The sequence below is a fragment of the Rhodococcus sp. AH-ZY2 genome, assembly GCF_030916465.1.
Taxonomy (GTDB): domain Bacteria; phylum Actinomycetota; class Actinomycetes; order Mycobacteriales; family Mycobacteriaceae; genus Rhodococcus; species Rhodococcus ruber.
Map to the genome: position 1 here is coordinate 4043576 of NZ_CP126458.1, position 16699 is coordinate 4060274.

Below are 16699 nucleotides of genomic sequence, written 5' to 3' on the forward strand. Positions count from 1 at the left end.
GGGGGTGAATCAGACGGCCTCGGCGATCACGTGCAGCCGGTCGCCGCAGAGCGCAGTACCGCCGAGATCGGTTCCTTGCCCCGGCCAGCCGGTCTCGGTGCGGGGTCCGGGTGTGTCGAACAGTGCCCGCACCACGAATCCGGCGCGCTGCAGGTGGCCGGTCAGCTCCAGCGGAAACAGCAGCCGCCACGCCGAGGTCTGGACGAGGGGCTCGGCGGACTCGGGGATCTGCCACCGCCGGCGGCGGCGTAGCAGCTGCGCCGCGTGGTCGATCCACAGGGTGGTCTCCGCCCGCCAGGTGTGGCCGTGCCAGGAGAAGGACGAGCGGGTGGGCCCGTCGAGGAGTTCGGTGTTGCCGAGGAAGAAGGCGCCGTTGCGCATTTCCGCGATCAGCAGCCCACCGGGACGTAGGTGCCTGCGGCAGCAGCGCAGGCACGATTCCAGCTCGACGTCGGTGTGGCAGTACAGCAGGGCACTGTCGAGGCAGACGATGGCGTCGACGCTCGCGTCGACCTCGAAGGTGCGCAGGTCGCCGACCGCGGCTCTCACGCCCGGATACTGTTGTTGCGCGTACCGCACCATCGCCGGGGACTGGTCGATGCCCAGGCAGCGGTATCCCCGCCGGGCCAGGTATCCCAGGTCGCGGCCGGTGCCACAGCCCAGGTCCAGCACTGTCGCGGGGTGTGTCCGCGGCGCCGGATCGTCGGAGGTCAGGTAGGTCGCGAGAATGTCGTCGACGAACCGGGCGGCGCTGTGGTCCGGGTCGGGGAATCGTGCCTCGTACAGAGCGGGGTTGTCCGTCAACAGGTTCCGAGCCCCTGCAGCCGCGGTCATGTCCGCGCTCCGGCCGGGTCGGCGAGCAGGCCGCGGCGGTGCAACAGCCAGATCCCGGTGGCCGAACCCCATGCGAGGGCGACGCACACCAGCGCTCCGGGCCACCCGTTGCCCAGGTCGAGGCCGTATCCGATCAGCGCATTGCCGCCGGCGGCGGCCACCCCGGAGACCAGGTAGAACATCCCGAACAGAGTTCCGGACATGTTCGACGGCCCGTATGCCGGGATCAGTTCCATCACGAACGGCTGCGCGATCAGGATGCCCGCTTCGAGGATCAGGGCGGAGAGCAACAGCGGTGCCAGCGTCAGGGCGATCCGTCCCGCGCCGTGGGAGGGTTCGCCCCACAGGACCGGCAGTGCCACCACGAACGCGGCGCCCATCAGCATCAGCCCCGCCGTGATCGCGGTGCCCCGGCTGGTGTGGCGATCGAACCATCGGGTCAGCCGCACCTGAGCGAGCAGACCGAAGACGGTGGTGGACAGGAACAGCACCGCCACTGCCCCACTCCAGTCGGTGATCCGCCCGGCCAGCACCGGATACACCAGATACATCTGCGTCTGCAGGGCGAACATCCCGAGCATGGTCACGGTGAACAGCACGAACCGGCGGTCGGCCAGCACCGCACCCCAGCCGCGGAGCACCGTCGTCTCGGCGCGGTCCACCGGGTGGGCGGGCAGAAACCGCAGCTGTGCCAGGGTGAGGGCGGCGAAGACGGCCGCCGCGGCGACGGCGACGGTACGGAAGTCCACCGTCAGCAGCGCGCTGCCGATCAGCGGCCCGGACAGTGCCCCCGCCTGTGCGAAGGCATTGAAGACCGCGAACGCCTCCGCCCGGCGCCGGGGTTCGGCGACGGCGATGTAGGAGCGCACGGCCGGATTGAACAGAGCCCCAGCCAATCCCGACAGAACAGAGGCGAGCAGCAGCAGCGGCACGCTGGTGCCCACAGCGAACACCGCGAAGCCCACCGACCGTAGTGCGCAGCCGGCGATGATGACCCGATGGGGTCCGAGCCGGTCGGCAGCGGTGCCCCCGATCAGGAACAACCCCTGCTGGCTGAGGGTGCGCGCCCCGAGGACCAGGCCGGTGATCGCCAGGGACAGACCCAGGTTCCCGGTCAGATGCATCGACAGGTACGGCACCAGCATGTAGAAGCCGGTGTTGACGCCGTACTGGTTGAGCACCAGCAGTTGTACCGAGCGGGGGAAGCTGCGCAGCAGAGCGAAGGTCCCTGCCGGGGAGTCGGTGGCGGTCATCGCGTTTCCTCGTTGTCGGGTCGGTACACGCCGAGTCCGGGCAGGCCGCTCGGGCGCAGCTTTCCGTCTCCGCCCCCGAGGCCGGCCCACGGGTCTCGGGCGAGCAGCAGGTGCCCGTCCAGGTCGCACCATCGGGCCAGGGACGCCAGCTGAACCGCGGGGGCGATACCCAGCGAGCTGCACACCAGGCAGCCGAGCATCACCTCCATTCCGCGCGCGCCGGCCGCCTCGGCCAGTGCGTGGGCGCGGTAGATGCCGCCGCACTTGGCGAGTTTGATGTTCACCACGTCCGCGAGGCCGGTCAGCTCGTCCAGGTCCGTCAGGTCGTGGACGGCCTCGTCCGCGACGAGCGGAAGATCGGTGCGGCTGCGCAGCTCCCGCATTCCGTCGCGGTCGTGCACCGGCAGCGGTTGTTCGAGCGCGACGATCGGCAGACCACCGCTGTCGGCGAGTACCGACAGCGCGGTGGCGGCGGTCCACGCTTCGTTCGGGTCGACGATCAGGTCCACGCCTGGAGCGGCAGCGGCGATGGCGGCCAGCCGCCGTACCGATTCGGTCGGGTCGGCGTCGGTCTTGACCTTCAGCAGAGCGAACCCGCACCCGGACAACTCGGCGGCCTCGGCGGCCATGTCCTCGGGCGCACCGATTCCGAGGGTGCGGGAGATCGGGATCTCGGCGGGCAGCGGCAGCCCGAGGTGCGCAGCGCCCGTCTGCCTGTTCACGCGTGCCCGGTAGTCGGCGACGTCGGACCACACGGCGCCGGCGACCGCCGGGTGCACGTGTGCCGGAATCGTTTCGGGGATCCCTCGGGCACCGCAGCACGCCGCGACCGCCCGCAGTTGGGCCTCGACGAGGTGCACGTCCAGGCCCGCGAACACGGAGGTGACGACCTCGCCGCGGCCGCACGATCCCGTGTCGGGATCGGTCACGGTGACCGTGATCGCCTGGCGGGACGACATCACCGCCCGGCTGATCCGGAACGGCCGGGCCAGGGCGAGGGTGCTCACCGACCAGGTCAGGCTCATCGCGCCGTCTCCATCCGGTCCCTCGCCCCCGGGTGCGGGGCCCGCACGGATTCGCACCGCGTCCAGCACTCCGCCGGGTCACCGCACTCGGCGATCTCGTGCGGATGTGTTCGCGGCGGAGCGAGCAGGCTGTGCCGAGCACACCAGTCGTCGTCGAAGATGGTGCGCAGGTAGCGGTCGGGGCCGTCCGGAAAGACGGTGACCACCGAGCCCGGCCAGCGGGTGGCCGCCCACCCGGCCACCGTGGCCACCGCACCCGTCGACCAGCCGCCGGTGTGGAACCCGTCCCGCGCCAGGCTGCGGCAGGCGTGCACGGCCTCGCGCGGGCCGACCCAGTGCACCTCGTCGAACATCTCGTATCGCACATTGCGCGGATGCACGCTGCTGCCCAGTCCCCGCATGACCCGGCAGGCGGCGGGCTGTCCGAAGATCGTCGACCCCACCGCATCGACCCCGATGATCCGCAGGTCCGGCCACGCCTGGCGCAACCGCAGACCCACTCCGCTGCTGTGGCCGCCGGTGCCCACACTGCACACAAGCACCTCGGCCCGCTCGATACCCTGTGCGGCCAGGCCCGCGACGATCTCGTCGGCGAGCCCGTGGTAGCCCACGGCGTTGTCGGGATTGTCGTACTGGTTGGGCCAGTACGCATCCGGGTCGGCGGCAAGAATCCGGTGCAGGACGTCGAGCCTGGCCTGCTGCCACCCGCCTTCCGGGTGCGGACGGTCCACGATCTCCACGGTGGCACCCAGCGCGCACAGCAAATTGCGCATGGCGGGTTCGAGCTCGCAGTCCACCACCAGGGTCACGGGGTGGCCGAGTGGCTGTGCCACGTATGCCAACCCGACTCCCAAAGTGCCGCTGGTCGATTCGACGATCCGCGCGCCGTCCCGCAGTTCCCCGCGTCGCCGGGCGCCGACCAGCATCGACAGGGCCGACCGCGCCTTGAGCCCACCGAGGCCGAGCGCCTCGATCTTCGCGAAGTAGCCCGGATGCCGGGTCGGCACCGGCGTGAGGATGCGGACGAGTGGGCTGTTCCCCACCCGCGCCGGTAGATCGATCACAGTCATCGTGCCCTCGACCCGTGGTACAGGTAGATCGGGCCGGCGTCCCCGGTCAGCCAGAAGAACGGGTACGGCTCGGCCGAGAGTGCGTCGATGCCGTGTCCGAGCAACTCCCGGGCGACCGCGGCGCCACTCTGGGCGAACATCGTGATCGGAATCCGCCGGCCGGACGCCGCCACCCGCGCGAACAAGGTGTCGACGGTGCCGTTGCCCAGCATCATTCCGCTGGCCAGCACCGCATCACACTCGTCGAGATGCTCGGTGAAGTCGGTAACGATCGGCTCACCCCACTCGGTGGTGCCGCCCTTCAGATCACACGGCACGTACCGCAGCCCGCGCTCGCGCAAGCTGACGAGCAGCGAGTTGACCACTCCGATCACCAGCACCCGCCCGCCGGGTGGTGCGTCGACCAGCCCGGTCACGTGATGCGCCCGGGCCAGCGAGCGCTGCAGCGAATCCCCGGAATCCAGCTGCACCGTCACTGCGCGGGGCTCATCCGAGTGCGGGCGCTGGTGCGTCAGGTAGGCGTCGAGTGCGGCGATCTGCACGGCGATCTCGGCATGGTGCAGCAGATCGGCCACTGCCACCCCTGCGCAGGCGTGCACGATCTCCGGATCCACCGAGCCCGGCTCGACCGCGCACGAGCCCGTCGCAGCCCCCACCCGCAGCGAGATCACCTGGTTGCGGTAGCCGCCACTGCGCCCGCCGTGCCGTACCCCCTGTGACGTGGTGAACGCAACCGACACCACCACGTCGCGCGCGGGACGCCGGGCAGGGTCGGTGCGGTAGCACTCGAGAAGCGCAGCCAGGCGCCCGTTCGTCGCGGTATCGATCGCCGAGGTGGCGGTCACGACGCCGGCTCCTCGCCGTATGTGGCGGAGATCGACGACAACAGGCGCTCCGCCAGCGGGCGGGCCCCGGACCGCTCCGGCGAGATGACGACGACGCTGCCCAGGTAGCTGTTGTTGTCCATTCCCGGCGTGGTTCGGTGACCGGGCCCCTTGAACGCCGCCGAGACCACCGACGGATCGGCTGCGACGGTGTCCACTCCCTCGATTCCGGTGACGACACCCGCCCTCGTCGGCACCAGCATGCTCACGGCTGCGCTCGAGGGCCGTCCACCGTCACGGTGCTCGTCCGGGACCGCCGGGACGATCGGCTCGCGTCCCAGTGCGAGTTCGACCGCCACCCGCGGCAGGTCGACTCCGCTCACATGCCGGATCAGCTCGGTGATCTGATTGCCGGCCGGCCGTGGATTGATCTCGATGATCCGCGGCCCGGCGGCGGTCAGGCGCAGTTCGGTGTGCACCACACCGTGATCGAGGCCCACCGCGTCGATCGCCTCCTCCGCGGCGGCCACCACCTTCGCGCGGTCCCCCTCAGCCAGGTCGGCCGGAAACATGTGCCCGGTCTCCACGAAACCCGACGTCCCACCCAGGCTCTTGTCGGTCACGCCGACCGTGTGGACGTTTCCGCGTGAAATCCAGCTCTCCACACTGAATTCCGGTCCGGCGAGGAACTCCTCGAGCAACACCACCGGACTCCGCCGCTGCCCGCGCGCATTGATCTCGAACCCCCGCAGCGCGTGCACCGCCGACTCGACATCCAGCCAACTGTCCGCGCGTCGCACGAACATTCCCGCACACAGATCGGTGGGCTTGACCACCAAGGGGAATCCCACCAACTCGGCCGCGGTACGGAGCCGGATCGGGTCGTCGACCGAGGCGGTGGTGTGCCGCGGCCCCGGGACACCGACGCAATCCAACACCGCCCGGGTGCGCGCCTTGTCGCAGGCGGTCTCGATCGCCTCGGGTGTCGGACCGGGAAGTCCGAGCGCGGCGGCAATTCGCGCGGCCGTCGGCAGGTAGTAGTCGCAACTGGTGAGGACGCCGTCGATCCTTGCCTCGGCATCGATCCGCCGCGCCGCCTCGAGTGCGGCAGCCGGATCGTTGGTCTCGGCAGTCGCCACCGCGCGACCGAGACGCAGCGGATGCGGGGAGCCGTCCGGCAGGGTGTCCGGGTAGTGCCCCGGTCGTCGGGTCAGGAATGTGAACTCGACTCCCAGGTCGGCAATCGCTCTCGGCAGCAACGTTCCCATTGCCCCGACCCAGCTCTCGACCAGCAGTAGGTGTGCCACACGTGGCCTTCCGCTCGCATCCTCCGTAGTACCCAGCGCCACAGAAGCTACTGATAATCGTTATCGTTAGCAAGACTGGTTGTGCCGGACGATTGCGAGGCCGATGAGAACGGTGGCCCACGAAGGTCCGGCAGCTCGTGCCGATCCGCCGATCGAGCCGGGCTCGATCCCAGGCCGGTCGGCGACCCCGGCGACGCCGGGAAAGCCCGGAACAGCGGTGCGAACGGGGTCGCGACGAACGATTGGCGGGCTGCTCACTCGGCCGGGTCACGGACCCCTTCCTCGTCCGAGGAAGTCGCACGGGAGATCTCGGTACGGATCGTCAGGACGGCGTCCCGGTGCGCTGCATCGGTGGCGACGTTGCAGCCGAGCGCGAGGTCCTCGAGGAGAAGACCTCGATGGACCGCGAGGATGCGCGAGGCGACGGACCGGGCCGCGCCCGGTGCCGCGCCCGCAGCCTCGATCGCCGCGGCCATGGGGTCGAGCCATTCGGTCACCACCGGGACGAGGAATGTCTGCTGCAGCTCGGGATCCCGCGTCGCCGCGGTATAGATCTCGAAGAACATGGCGGTTCGCCGGCGCCCATCCGGCGTGTGCGCTTCCGCCCAGGCCAGCTCGAGCCCACCGCACCGGCGGGACGTCGCTGTTCACGGCGCGCAAGGCCGGCGCCGGCGGCAAGGCCGGAAACAGCATCGGAACCTACATGTGCAGCAACTTCGCATGCTCACTGTATGTGCGGGAGCTGGCGCCTCTGTCCGGCAATCAGCCCGATCAAGCACTGCCCACCGAGACTCGGATCCGCCGGCTCGGGACTCGACTCGGTGGCTTCGTCGGGCGGGTGCTCGACGAGCAGGACCCCTGACCGCGCTGTGCACTACCCGAGCGGCGCCGTCACCCGGGTGCCTTCACGCGAAGGACCACAGTCCCAGACTGTCGCGCAAGGTGGCCCCGGGGTATGCGGTGCGAAACAGGCCGCGGCGTTGCAGTTCCGGGACGACGAGGTCGACGAAGTCGTCCAGCGAATCCGGATACGCCGGACACATCAGGTTGAATCCGTCGCAGGCGCCGGCGACGAACCACTCCTCGATCCCATCCGCGATCGCCTCGGGCGTGCCGATCATCGTCGCATGTCCTCCTCCGGCCGCGAGGTAGCCGAGCAGTTCACGCAGAGTGGGCCGGTGCGTTTCGATGATCCGTTGTACCGTCGCGTAGCGGCCCTGCGGGCCGGAGAACTGATCGAGGGACGGCAGGTCGTCCACCGGCGCGTCGAGATCGTGGCCCGTGTAGTCCTGACCGGTGAAGACACCGAGCTGGGCGAGCGCAGCGTCGATGTCGAGCAACGCGTCCAGGGTCGCCTTCTTCGCCCGGGCCTCGTCCTCGGTGCGACCGACGTAGGGGACGAGGCCCGGCAATATCGCAATCGACGCGGGATCTCGTCCGGCGGCGGCAGCGCGGCCACGCAGATCGGTGGCGAAGTCGAGCGCCGCGGCCGAATCCCACGACACCGAGTACACCGCTTCGGCGTGCCGCGCTGCGAGGTTGCGTCCGGTCTCCGACGCGCCCGCTTGGAACAGCACCGGACGCCCCTGCGGACAACGCGGCACGGTGAGCGGCCCGTCGACGCGGAAGTGCTGACCGCGATGGTCGATCCGACGGATGGCATCGGCGTCGAGGTATCGACCGGCCGCGCGATCGACGAGGATGCCGGCTTCGTCCCACGAGTCCCACAGCGCAGTCAGCACCTCGATGAACTCCTCGGCGCGGCCGTAACGCTCAGCATGGTCCGGCAGCGCGTCGAACCCGTGGTTGCGCGCCTCCGCGTCGAACATCGAGGTCACAATGTTCACCCCGGCCCGTCCACCGCTGATGTGGTCCAGCGAGGCGAGCATCCGCGCCGCATGGAACGGTGTATGGAAGCTCGCGGACACCGTGGTGACCAGCCCGATGCGATTCGTCCTGCGCGCCATGGCGGACAGCGCGGTCAGGGGTTCGAGAAACCACGTGGTCCCGGCCGTGTAGCCCGGGTTCACGCAGTGTCCGTCGGCGAAGAACACCGCATCGAGGCAGCCGCGTTCGGCGGTCCGCGCGAGTTCCTCGTAGTAGGCGATGTCGCCGATTCGCTCCGCCGCGGACGATGGATGCCGCCAGGCCGCCGAATGGTGGCCGACACCGTGGAGAAAGGCGTTCAGATGGAGGGTGCGGGGCTCCGGCATCAGTTCATCACCAGTCCACCGTCGACCACCAGGTTCTGGCCGGTCACTGCTCGCGACCAGTCGGAAGCGAAGAACAGGACGGCGGCGGCGACGTCCGCCGGGGTGGTGACCTTCCGCAGGGGCGTGGAGGCGGCGATCAGGTCGAATACTTCCTCGGGGGTCGCTGCCGATGCGTCGGTGGTGCGCAGCAGCCCGCCGGAGACCATGTTCACGCGGATGCCTTCGGGCCCGAGGTCTGCCGCGAACGTGCGGGTCAGCGACAGCAGTGCCGCCTTGGCGGCGGTGTAGTCGTGATACGGCACCACCGGGTTCTGGAACAGGTTGGTGCCGATGTTGATGACGGTGCCGCCGCCGGCCTCGCGCATGCCGGGCAGGGCCGCCTGGATCGTGTTGACAGCGCCGCCGACGATGCCGTCGAGTTGAGCGGCGAAGTCGCCGTAGCCGATCTCGTCGGCTCTGCGGCGCGCGTCGCCGTTGAAGGAGAAGTCGGGCAGCGCGTTGTTGACCACGGTGGTGACCGGCCGGCCGAACTGTTTCCGGGCCTGCGTGAACAGGACGTCTACCTGCGCGGCGTCGGTCACGTCGGCGGGCAGGGCGATCGCACGGTCCGGGCCGATCTTCTCGGCGAGGGCGTGGGCGGCGTCGCTGCTGTTGCGGTAGTTGACCACGACGGCGGCGCCCTCGTCGGCGAACGCCTGCGCGAGGTGGCGACCGAGACCGCGCCCGGCGCCGGTGACGAGGACAGTCTGGTTCTGCAGGAGCATTGTCTGTTCTTTCCCTTCGGTGGGAAGGGGTTCACCGCAGCGACGGACCACACGGCCGCGCCGGCTCGGCATCCCTTCGCTCGCATGATCGAGATCAGGTTCGACGGGTCTGTCTCTCAGCCGTTTCCGGCACCCCGTGTCGAGTCCGTCGCAAGACTACCCCGGCTGTGCCTGCACGTCGAACTTCGATGTCACATCGGACAACTCGGCAGGCTGCGAAGGATTCCCGCCCGGCACGAGGACGATCCGGCGGCAGTGGGTCGCCTGAACATGGTCCAGAAGAAGCGCTGCCTGTCCTCCGGAATCCGAACCGGCAACGGACAACACTCGCGGCGGTGGACAAGCAGACATCGTCGTTCGGACATCCCTTCGCTAGTACGAACTAGAGCAGGTTCGACGAGTGTGATCTCAGCCCTCCTCCAGGGCACCCCGTGTCGAGAGGATCATAAGGCGTCGACGTCGTTCGGCGGCTCGGTGGGGCCGCGGGAGATGGACGGGTTCGGTGGCGAGCCGGCCGGGGCCACGCCGTACACGGTGCGGTCCGCTTCGCGCGGGTGTGTCGACCTGTGGTGGCGTGCGTGGGGCCCGAAAGCGTTCGTGCGGAACGATCTTGCTCAGGCAGTGTGCCGGTCGACCCACTTCTCGGCGAGTGTGCGAGATCGTCGACGAATTCCGCATTCGTGACGGCCGCAGACGGCAGGGGCCATGGTGTGGCTCACACTCCTGACGGTAGGCTGGACGGCGTGAGTAAGGCCAGTTCGGCGCGCCAACGGTTGCTCGCTTTCGGTTCCGGTGAAGACTTGTCGCGCCGCGCCCGATTGCTGAGCGACGTCCACGACGCGGTGATGTCCGGTCGGACGCCGCCGGTACCGCCGCGCGACGTCGTCGCCCGGTCGTGGTCGCGTCTTCGGGCAGACGGTGTCAGTCCCGCCCGGTGTGAGGACGTCGTACTCGCGGACACTTCCGAACTCGAGGCGCGCCGTGCACGAAGTGCCCTGAGATCGGTTCTGCCCGAGCTACGCGGCACCCTGACCGAGGTGGCGAGCGACGCGAACTTCATCGTGGTCGTCGCAGACTCGGACGGGGTGGTGTTGTGGCGAGAGGGTGCACGCGACGTGCAGAGGGAAGCCGACGTCCTCGGATTCGTGGAGGGCGCCCGGTGGTCGGAGAAGTCGGTGGGCACCAATTCGGTCGGCACGTCGCTGGTCGAGGACGCTCCGGTGCAGCTCTTCTCGGCCGAACACTACGCGCGGTCCCACTACGGCTGGTCGTGTACGGGGTCACCGGTCCACGATCCACGCTCCGGCGAGGTACTCGGGGTACTGGACATCAGCGGGTCCGCGATGTCGGTGCATCCGGCCACCGTGGCCCTCGTGCAGACGGCTGTGCGATTGGCCGAGTCGATGCTCTGGCGCGAGCATGCCGCCCACCTCGACAGGCTCCGTGCCGATGCGGCACCGGTGCTCGCAGCGACGTGCGGGCCCGCCGTTGTCGTGGACGGCCACGGCTGGGTCGTGGCAGCCAGCGGAATCGGCGTTCCCGAACGACTGGCACCGCCGGGCGGCGACCGACCGCTGCTCGTGCCCGGTCTCGGACTCTGCGTGCCCGAACCGCTCGGTGACGCATGGCTGGTGCGGCGCCGAGCGGAACGGGCGGCCGTCGAACTCGAACTCGACCTGGGGGCGGCTCCGCGGGTGACGGTGCGGGGGGAGACGGAATGGACGCGCGCCCTGTCACCGCGGCACGCGCAGATTCTGCGGGTATTGGCACGTACCCGGTCGGCCGGTATCGATGCCGCGTCGTTGAGCGAGGCCCTGTTCGGCGACCGGGACCACATCGTTGCCGTCCGTGCCGAGGTCTCCCGCCTGCGTAAGAGCCTCGGTCCTGTGCTGACGCCCCAACCGTACCGGTTCGCGGAGGGGGTCGAAGTCCGTGTGATCAGGTGAGATCCGCCTGCGGATATCTCGCTCCGAGCCCCCGCCGCCTCCGTGTCGACGAATCCGGGTAGGAGCGGCACGCGCGCCCTCCTCCCCGGGGCTCACAGCGGGGCGGACCGGGCTTCTCTCCGAACATCGTCCCTCCGGGTCGGCGCGGATTCGGCGGCGCGCGAGGCGACGGTGCGCGCAGCGACGAAGTTGCGCAGGTCCGCACGTAATCGGGGGTGCAGCCGTATGGCGGCGGGGCTGTCGAGGATCTCACCCAGCCGGGTCAGATATCCCGCGGGGGTCATACCGAATTCGACGAGAAGGTCTCCGGGACTTCCGCCCCCGTAGGGCAGCCAGCGGCGGGCGAACTCGACGATGCGGTCGTCTTCGACGGCGGAACTCATGTGGTCACTCTCCTGGCGGGTGCGCTGGGGCGAGACGGCTGAGAGCAGCCGCGAGTGGACGGCGGTGGTGGGCCATGGCGTCGGCGTAGAGGCGGCCGGCGCGGTAGGAGGAACGCACGAGCGGCCCCGCCAGGACGCCGGCGAAACCGATCTCCTCGGCGGCCTTCGCGTGCTCGACGAATTCTTCCGGCGCGACCCACCGCTCGACCGGGTGGTGCCGCGGCGAGGGACGCAGATACTGGGTGATGGTGAGGATGTCGCAGCCGGCATCGTGCAGGTCGATCATCGCCTGATGCACTTCCTGTGGGGTCTCGCCCAGACCGAGGATCAGGTTCGATTTGGTGATCAGGCCGAAGTCGCGGGCGGCGGCGAGCACACCGAGCGAGCGTTCGTAGCGAAACGCGGGGCGGATCCGCTTGAAGAGCCGCGGCACGGTCTCGAGGTTGTGGGCGAGCACCTCGGGCCGGGAGTCGAACACCTCGGCCAGCAGGTCGGGCTTTCCGCCGAAGTCGGGGACGAGGTTCTCGACGCCGGTGCCGGGGTTGAGGGCGTGGATCTGCCGGACGGTTTCGGCGTAGAGCCAGGCGCCGCCGTCGGGCAGGTCGTCGCGGGCGACCCCGGTGATGGTGGAGTACCGAAGTCCCATCGCGTGCACGGACTCGGCGACGCGGCGGGGCTCGTCCCGGTCGAGGTCGGTGGGTCTGCCGGTGTCGATCTGGCAGAAGTCGCAGCGGCGCGTGCACTGCCGACCGCCGATCAGGAACGTGGCTTCGCGGTCTGCCCAGCATTCGAAGATGTTGGGGCAGCCGGCTTCCGCACACACCGTGTGCAGTCCTTCGCGTTCGACCAGGCTCTCGAGTTCGGCGTACGCAGGACTCGTCTTGACGCGGGCCTTGATCCAGTTCGGCTTGCGTTCGATGGGGGTCTGCGCATTGCGGACCTCCAGTCGAAGCAATGTGCGGCCCGACCGGGCCGGCGCCTCGGGTGATGTTCCAGGGGTGGGATTCACGTTTCGTTCGATTCCTGGGCGTGGGTTCCCGCCGAACCACGATCCCACGCGGGCCCGCGGTTCGGCGGGACTTGCTACATGTTGATCGGACGGCCCAGTGCGGCCAAAACCGATTCGTGCATCGCCTCCGACAGTGTCGGGTGCGCGAAGACGACCTCGGCGAGATCGTCGGCGGTCGCCTCCAGGGATCGAGCGATACCGAATCCCTGGATCTGCTCGGTGACATCCGGGCCGACCATGTGGGCACCGAGGAGTTCGCCGCTGTCGGCGTCGAAGATCGTCTTCACGAAGCCGTCGGCTTCGCCGATCGCGAGCGCCTTCCCGGACGCCTGCAGGTCGAACTGCCCGATCTGGAGGCGGCGGCCGGTCGCACGCGCTCGTTCTTCGGTGAGACCGAGGCTCGCGACCTGCGGCCTCGCATAGGTACAGCCCGGAACGTAGTCGCGGTCCAACGGCCGGACGTGATCCGCACCGGCGAGCTTGTCCACACACAGCACGGCCTCGTGGCTTGCCTTGTGGGCGAGGCAGGGTGCGCCCGCCACGTCACCGATCGCGTACACGCCGAATGCGGTGGTGCGACACCACTGGTCGGTGGTGACGAATCCGCGTTCGACCTCGACGCCGAGTTCCTCGAGGCCGAGGTCCTCGACGTTGCCCTGGATTCCGGCCGCAACGAGAACCCTGTCTACGGTCGACTCGTCGATCGTTCCGTCGGCCGACCGGACGGCCACGGTGACGGCGTTCGTGTCGACCGTCAGTTCGGACACCGAGGCGCCGGTGTGAATCCTGATGCCTCGCTTCTCGAACTGCCGCCGTACGTGGCCCGCGACGGCGGCATCCTCGACCGGCATGATCTGCGGAGCCACCTCGACGAGGGTGACGTCGGTGCCGAGATCGTTGTACAGACTCGCGAATTCGACGCCGATGGCGCCGGAGCCGATGACCAGCAAGGACTTCGGCAACTCCGACGGGACCAGGGCATCGAAGTACGTCCAGACCCGGTCACCGTCGGGGACGACACCGGGTACCGATCGCGGCCGGGCTCCGGTGGCCAGGATGATGTGGTCGGCCCGGTACTCGGACACCGACTCGTCCGCGGCCGTCACTGCGACGACGCCCTTGTCGAGCAGCCGCGCCGACCCCCGGACGACGTCGATGCCGTTCTTCTTCATCAGGTAGCCGATGCCGTCGGACAGTCGCCCCGACACCGACCGGCTGAACTCGACGAGGCGTTCCATGTCGAATTCCACACCACTCGCACTGAACCCGAGCGGCCGCAGGTTCGCCAGCGTGTGGGCGACATCGGCGCCGTGGAGCAGTGCCTTGGTGGGGATGCACCCCCAGTTCAGGCAGATCCCGCCGAGCCGGTCCCGCTCGACGACCGCAGTGCGCAGACCGTGCTGCGCGGCGCGGATGGCGGCGACATAGCCACCCGGCCCGCTGCCGACGACGAGGACGTCGTATTTCTCTGTCATGGTGTACCTCTCAGACCAGCATCAGCGCGGGTGACTCGACGAAACGCCGGAGTTCTCGCAGGAAGGTCGCGCCGAGCGCGCCGTCGATCACCCGGTGGTCGCACGAGAGCGTGACGGTGAGCATCGTGCGCGCAACCACCTGACCGTCGACGACGACGGGACGCTCCTGTCCGGCACCGACCGCGAGGATGGCGCCCTGCGGCGGGTTGATGATCGCGTCGAACTCCCGCACATCGAACATGCCGAGGTTGGACACCGTGAAGGTGCCGCCTTGGAACTCGTCGGCCGTCAGTTTCCCGGTCTTGGCCTTGGTCACCAGCGACTGCACCTCCCCGGAGATCTCGGCGAGCGTCTTGCCGTCGGCGCCGCGCACGATCGGGGTGATCAGACCCGACGGCAGTGCGACAGCCACCGAGATGTCGGCACTCGCGTAGCGCAGCACCGACTGTGTCGCCTCGTCGAACTGAACGTTGACATCGGGCACCTTCCGCAGCGCCGCGGCACACGCCTTGACGACGAAATCGTTGACCGACAGCTTGACGGCCGGAACGGTCGCGTTGATCTTCGTCCGCAAGGCAAGAAGATCGTCGATCTGCAGGTCCGCGGTGAGCCGGAAGTGCGGGGCGCTGCGCTTCGACTCCTGCAACCGCTGCCCGATCGCCTTGCGCATCGCGGTGAACGGAATCGTCTCGAACTCCGCCTCCGCGGCGGGTTCGGGCGCGGCGACGACTTCCGGTTGCAGCCGGAACCGGCGCTCGGCCTCGCGGACGTCGGCCTCACACACCCGACCACGTGAACCGGTGGCGCGGCAGTCGTGCAGATTGATCCCGAGGGACGCGGCCAGACGTCGGGCCACGGGGGTGGCCGGGACGGCGGTGTCGTCCTCGAAGGAACGTCCCGGTACACCCGACCGCGTCGGCGACTGCGGTGGTGCGACGGTTCCACCAGCCGCACGGATCGAGTCGTGGAGATCGGCAACCGAGATCCGGCCCTCCCGGCCGGTCCCCGTCACACGGGCCAGGTCGATCGACAGCTCGTCCGCCAGGCGGCGGGCGTGCGGAGTCGCGAACACGTCACCGTTCGTCCGTCCGCGCAGGGCATCGGGAACGATCGTCGCGCCGGGACGCGGACGGGACCCGGGGGCCGCCCCGGTCGCCGGGACCGATTCGTGGGCCGCCGGCGCCGGCGGGCTGCTCTCGAGATCCGGCGGCGCGGGGGCGGGCTGCCCGCCCGGCGACCGCCCCGACTCGGCCGGTGCCGGCACCTGATCTGCCCCGATGCCCGCGAGGAATTCCTCGATCTCGGCGTCCGAGACCGCGGCCTCGGCCGACACCGCCAGCACCGCACCGACCGGCAACGTCTCCCCCGGCTTGGCGACGACCCGTCGGAGCACCCCGTCGAACGGCGCCTCCAACTGGTTGGCGATCTTGCTGGTCTCGATCTCGCAGATCAGGTCGCCCTTCGAGAAGGACGCTCCCTCCTCGACCAGCCACTCCGCCACGGTGCCTTCCTCCATGGACAGGCCCCACTTGGGAACTTCGATCAGTTTGATCTCACTCATGTCAGGCACTCACAACCTTGCGGACGGCGGCCTCGATCCGAGCGGCGTTCGGCAGCCACGCCTGCTCGAGGACCGGGGAGAACGGCACCGGAGTGTGCGGCGGGGTGACCAGTTCGATCGGCGCCTTCAGTGACCCGAACGCACGCGTCGCGATCAGCGCGGCGACGTCGTGACCGAACCCGCAGCGCGCCGCGGACTCGTCGGCGATCACAACCCGGCCGGTGGAGGCGACGGATTCGAGGATGCCCTCCTCGTCGAGGGGCGACACCGTGCGGGGGTCGACGACCTCGACGGAGATCCCCTCGGCTGCCAGCTTGTCCGCGGCGGTGTTGGCGGCGTTCACCATCGCCGACAGCGCGATGATCGTGACGTCCGTGCCCTCACGGGTGTAGTTGGCGACACCGAACGGGATCGTGTACGGCTCGTCCGGAACCTCGCCCTTGACGTCGTAGAGTGTCTTGTGTTCACAGAACACGACGGGATCATCGTCGCGAATCGACTGGATCAGCAGGCCTTTGGCGTCGTACGCATTCGACGGGGCGACGACCTTGAGGCCGGGAACGGCGGCGAACACGTTGTACGGTGACTGCGAGTGCTGGGCGGCGGCGGAGAATCCGGCGCCGATCATGCCCCGCACCACCAGCGGGGTACGGGCCTTGCCGCCGAACATGTACCGGAACTTCGCGGCCTGGTTGTAGAGCGCGTCGTAGCAGACTCCGAAGAAGTCCATGAACATCAACTCGGCCACCGGTCGCAGCCCGGTCAGAGCAGCGCCGGCTGCCATGCCGATGATCGCGGACTCGGTGATCGGGGTGTCGATGACACGGTCGGAACCGAACTCGGTCCACAGACCCTTCGTCACCCCCAGCACACCGCCGAACGCCTCCACCTTCCCGGACTCGAGTTCCGGATTGGTGCCGGCGTGACCGCCGCGCAGGTCCTCACCGATCTGCACGACCGTCGCGTCCCGCTGCATCTCCTGTGCGAGTGCGGCTTTGATCGCTTCGCGATATGTCGTCTTCGACGTGGTCATTT

General features: G+C 69.2%; 16 protein-coding genes and 2 riboswitches. Of the genes, 2 read left to right on the forward strand and 14 right to left on the reverse strand.

The genetic code is table 11. The features are described from left to right. Positions 1 to 9 precede the first annotated feature (9 nt). From QNA09_RS19415 to QNA09_RS19445, 7 genes are all read right to left on the reverse strand, one after another. Positions 10 to 834, reverse strand: a complete 825-nt coding sequence (locus QNA09_RS19415) for a trans-aconitate 2-methyltransferase (protein WP_026137565.1) — start codon at positions 832 to 834, stop codon at positions 10 to 12. Continuing rightward, entirely contained in the window at positions 831 to 2087 is a 1257-nt protein-coding gene (locus QNA09_RS19420) for an MFS transporter (protein ID WP_064065686.1), read from the reverse strand. Before QNA09_RS19420 ends, QNA09_RS19415 begins: the two co-directional genes overlap by 4 nt. After that, a complete protein-coding gene (locus tag QNA09_RS19425; protein WP_119700340.1) occupies positions 2084 to 3112 on the reverse strand; it encodes an enolase C-terminal domain-like protein in 1029 nt (342 codons plus the stop codon). Before QNA09_RS19425 ends, QNA09_RS19420 begins: the two co-directional genes overlap by 4 nt. Further along, positions 3109 to 4182, reverse strand: coding sequence for a PLP-dependent cysteine synthase family protein (locus QNA09_RS19430; RefSeq protein WP_010593446.1), 1074 nt, complete (start codon positions 4180 to 4182; stop codon positions 3109 to 3111). Before QNA09_RS19430 ends, QNA09_RS19425 begins: the two co-directional genes overlap by 4 nt. Beyond that, positions 4179 to 5027, reverse strand: a complete 849-nt coding sequence (locus QNA09_RS19435; protein ID WP_017679851.1) for a hypothetical protein — start codon at positions 5025 to 5027, stop codon at positions 4179 to 4181. The genes QNA09_RS19430 and QNA09_RS19435 overlap by 4 nt, the downstream gene beginning before the upstream one ends. Further along, positions 5024 to 6313, reverse strand: coding sequence for an ATP-grasp domain-containing protein (locus tag QNA09_RS19440; protein ID WP_010593448.1), 1290 nt, complete (start codon positions 6311 to 6313; stop codon positions 5024 to 5026). Before QNA09_RS19440 ends, QNA09_RS19435 begins: the two co-directional genes overlap by 4 nt. 254 nt (positions 6314 to 6567) lie before the next feature. Further along, complete coding sequence (locus QNA09_RS19445) at positions 6568 to 6927, reverse strand: TetR family transcriptional regulator (protein ID WP_326491671.1); 360 nt, start codon at positions 6925 to 6927, stop codon at positions 6568 to 6570. On the opposite strand from QNA09_RS19445, the gene QNA09_RS19450 reads away from it, so the two are divergent. Then, positions 6825 to 7175, forward strand: a complete 351-nt coding sequence (locus QNA09_RS19450; RefSeq protein WP_253260962.1) for an FBP domain-containing protein — start codon at positions 6825 to 6827, stop codon at positions 7173 to 7175. The genes QNA09_RS19445 and QNA09_RS19450 overlap by 103 nt on opposite strands. 43 nt (positions 7176 to 7218) lie before the next feature. Here QNA09_RS19450 and QNA09_RS19455 read toward each other — a convergent pair whose 3' ends face one another. Both QNA09_RS19455 and QNA09_RS19460 read right to left on the reverse strand, forming a co-directional pair. Next, the gene (locus QNA09_RS19455) at positions 7219 to 8526 is read right to left on the reverse strand and encodes an LLM class flavin-dependent oxidoreductase (RefSeq protein ID WP_010593450.1); all 1308 of its coding nucleotides are present in this window, start codon (positions 8524 to 8526) and stop codon (positions 7219 to 7221) included. Beyond that, on the reverse strand, positions 8526 to 9290 hold the full coding sequence (locus tag QNA09_RS19460) for a 3-oxoacyl-ACP reductase (protein ID WP_040274193.1): 765 nt from the start codon (positions 9288 to 9290) through the stop codon (positions 8526 to 8528). Before QNA09_RS19460 ends, QNA09_RS19455 begins: the two co-directional genes overlap by 1 nt. Before the next feature lie 54 nt (positions 9291 to 9344). Continuing rightward, positions 9345 to 9437: riboswitch (TPP riboswitch) on the reverse strand. 200 nt (positions 9438 to 9637) lie between these two features. Further along, positions 9638 to 9732: riboswitch (TPP riboswitch) on the reverse strand. A 376-nt stretch (positions 9733 to 10108) separates the two neighbouring features. On the opposite strand from QNA09_RS19460, the gene QNA09_RS19465 reads away from it, so the two are divergent. Further along, entirely contained in the window at positions 10109 to 11236 is a 1128-nt protein-coding gene (locus QNA09_RS19465) for a GAF domain-containing protein (protein WP_225222678.1), read from the forward strand. Between the two features lie 92 nt (positions 11237 to 11328). Here the strand turns inward: QNA09_RS19465 and QNA09_RS19470 are convergent, their stop codons facing one another. From QNA09_RS19470 to QNA09_RS19490, 5 genes are all read right to left on the reverse strand, one after another. Beyond that, positions 11329 to 11619 (reverse strand): DUF3263 domain-containing protein, encoded by a 291-nt coding sequence (locus tag QNA09_RS19470; RefSeq protein WP_017679844.1) that lies wholly within the window; start codon positions 11617 to 11619, stop codon positions 11329 to 11331. Between the two features lie 4 nt (positions 11620 to 11623). Continuing rightward, positions 11624 to 12628, reverse strand: a complete 1005-nt coding sequence (gene lipA, locus QNA09_RS19475; RefSeq protein ID WP_043822252.1) for a lipoyl synthase — start codon at positions 12626 to 12628, stop codon at positions 11624 to 11626. A gap of 74 nt (positions 12629 to 12702) precedes the next feature. Beyond that, entirely contained in the window at positions 12703 to 14103 is a 1401-nt protein-coding gene (lpdA, locus tag QNA09_RS19480; RefSeq protein ID WP_308072028.1) for a dihydrolipoyl dehydrogenase, read from the reverse strand. A 10-nt stretch (positions 14104 to 14113) separates the two neighbouring features. After that, positions 14114 to 15664 (reverse strand): 2-oxo acid dehydrogenase subunit E2, encoded by a 1551-nt coding sequence (locus QNA09_RS19485; RefSeq protein ID WP_203011121.1) that lies wholly within the window; start codon positions 15662 to 15664, stop codon positions 14114 to 14116. A 1-nt stretch (position 15665) separates the two neighbouring features. Continuing rightward, the gene (locus tag QNA09_RS19490; protein ID WP_017679840.1) at positions 15666 to 16697 is read right to left on the reverse strand and encodes an alpha-ketoacid dehydrogenase subunit beta; all 1032 of its coding nucleotides are present in this window, start codon (positions 16695 to 16697) and stop codon (positions 15666 to 15668) included. Positions 16698 to 16699: the final 2 nt, after the last annotated feature.

Bases quoted from the DNA above. Each gene is read 5' to 3' on its own strand.
- QNA09_RS19415 (WP_026137565.1), bottom strand. From the start codon at position 834: ATGACCGCGGCTGCAGGGGCTCGGAACCTGTTGACGGACAACCCCGCT.
- QNA09_RS19420 (WP_064065686.1), bottom strand. From the start codon at position 2,087: ATGACCGCCACCGACTCCCCGGCAGGGACCTTCGCTCTGCTGCGCAGC.
- QNA09_RS19425 (WP_119700340.1), bottom strand. From the start codon at position 3,112: ATGAGCCTGACCTGGTCGGTGAGCACCCTCGCCCTGGCCCGGCCGTTC.
- QNA09_RS19430 (WP_010593446.1), bottom strand. From the start codon at position 4,182: ATGACTGTGATCGATCTACCGGCGCGGGTGGGGAACAGCCCACTCGTC.
- QNA09_RS19450 (WP_253260962.1), top strand. From the start codon at position 6,825: ATGTCTGCTGCAGCTCGGGATCCCGCGTCGCCGCGGTATAGATCTCGA.
- QNA09_RS19455 (WP_010593450.1), bottom strand. From the start codon at position 8,526: ATGCCGGAGCCCCGCACCCTCCATCTGAACGCCTTTCTCCACGGTGTC.
- QNA09_RS19460 (WP_040274193.1), bottom strand. From the start codon at position 9,290: ATGCTCCTGCAGAACCAGACTGTCCTCGTCACCGGCGCCGGGCGCGGT.
- QNA09_RS19470 (WP_017679844.1), bottom strand. From the start codon at position 11,619: ATGAGTTCCGCCGTCGAAGACGACCGCATCGTCGAGTTCGCCCGCCGC.
- lpdA (WP_308072028.1), bottom strand. From the start codon at position 14,103: ATGACAGAGAAATACGACGTCCTCGTCGTCGGCAGCGGGCCGGGTGGC.
- QNA09_RS19485 (WP_203011121.1), bottom strand. From the start codon at position 15,664: ATGAGTGAGATCAAACTGATCGAAGTTCCCAAGTGGGGCCTGTCCATG.
- QNA09_RS19490 (WP_017679840.1), bottom strand. From the start codon at position 16,697: ATGACCACGTCGAAGACGACATATCGCGAAGCGATCAAAGCCGCACTC.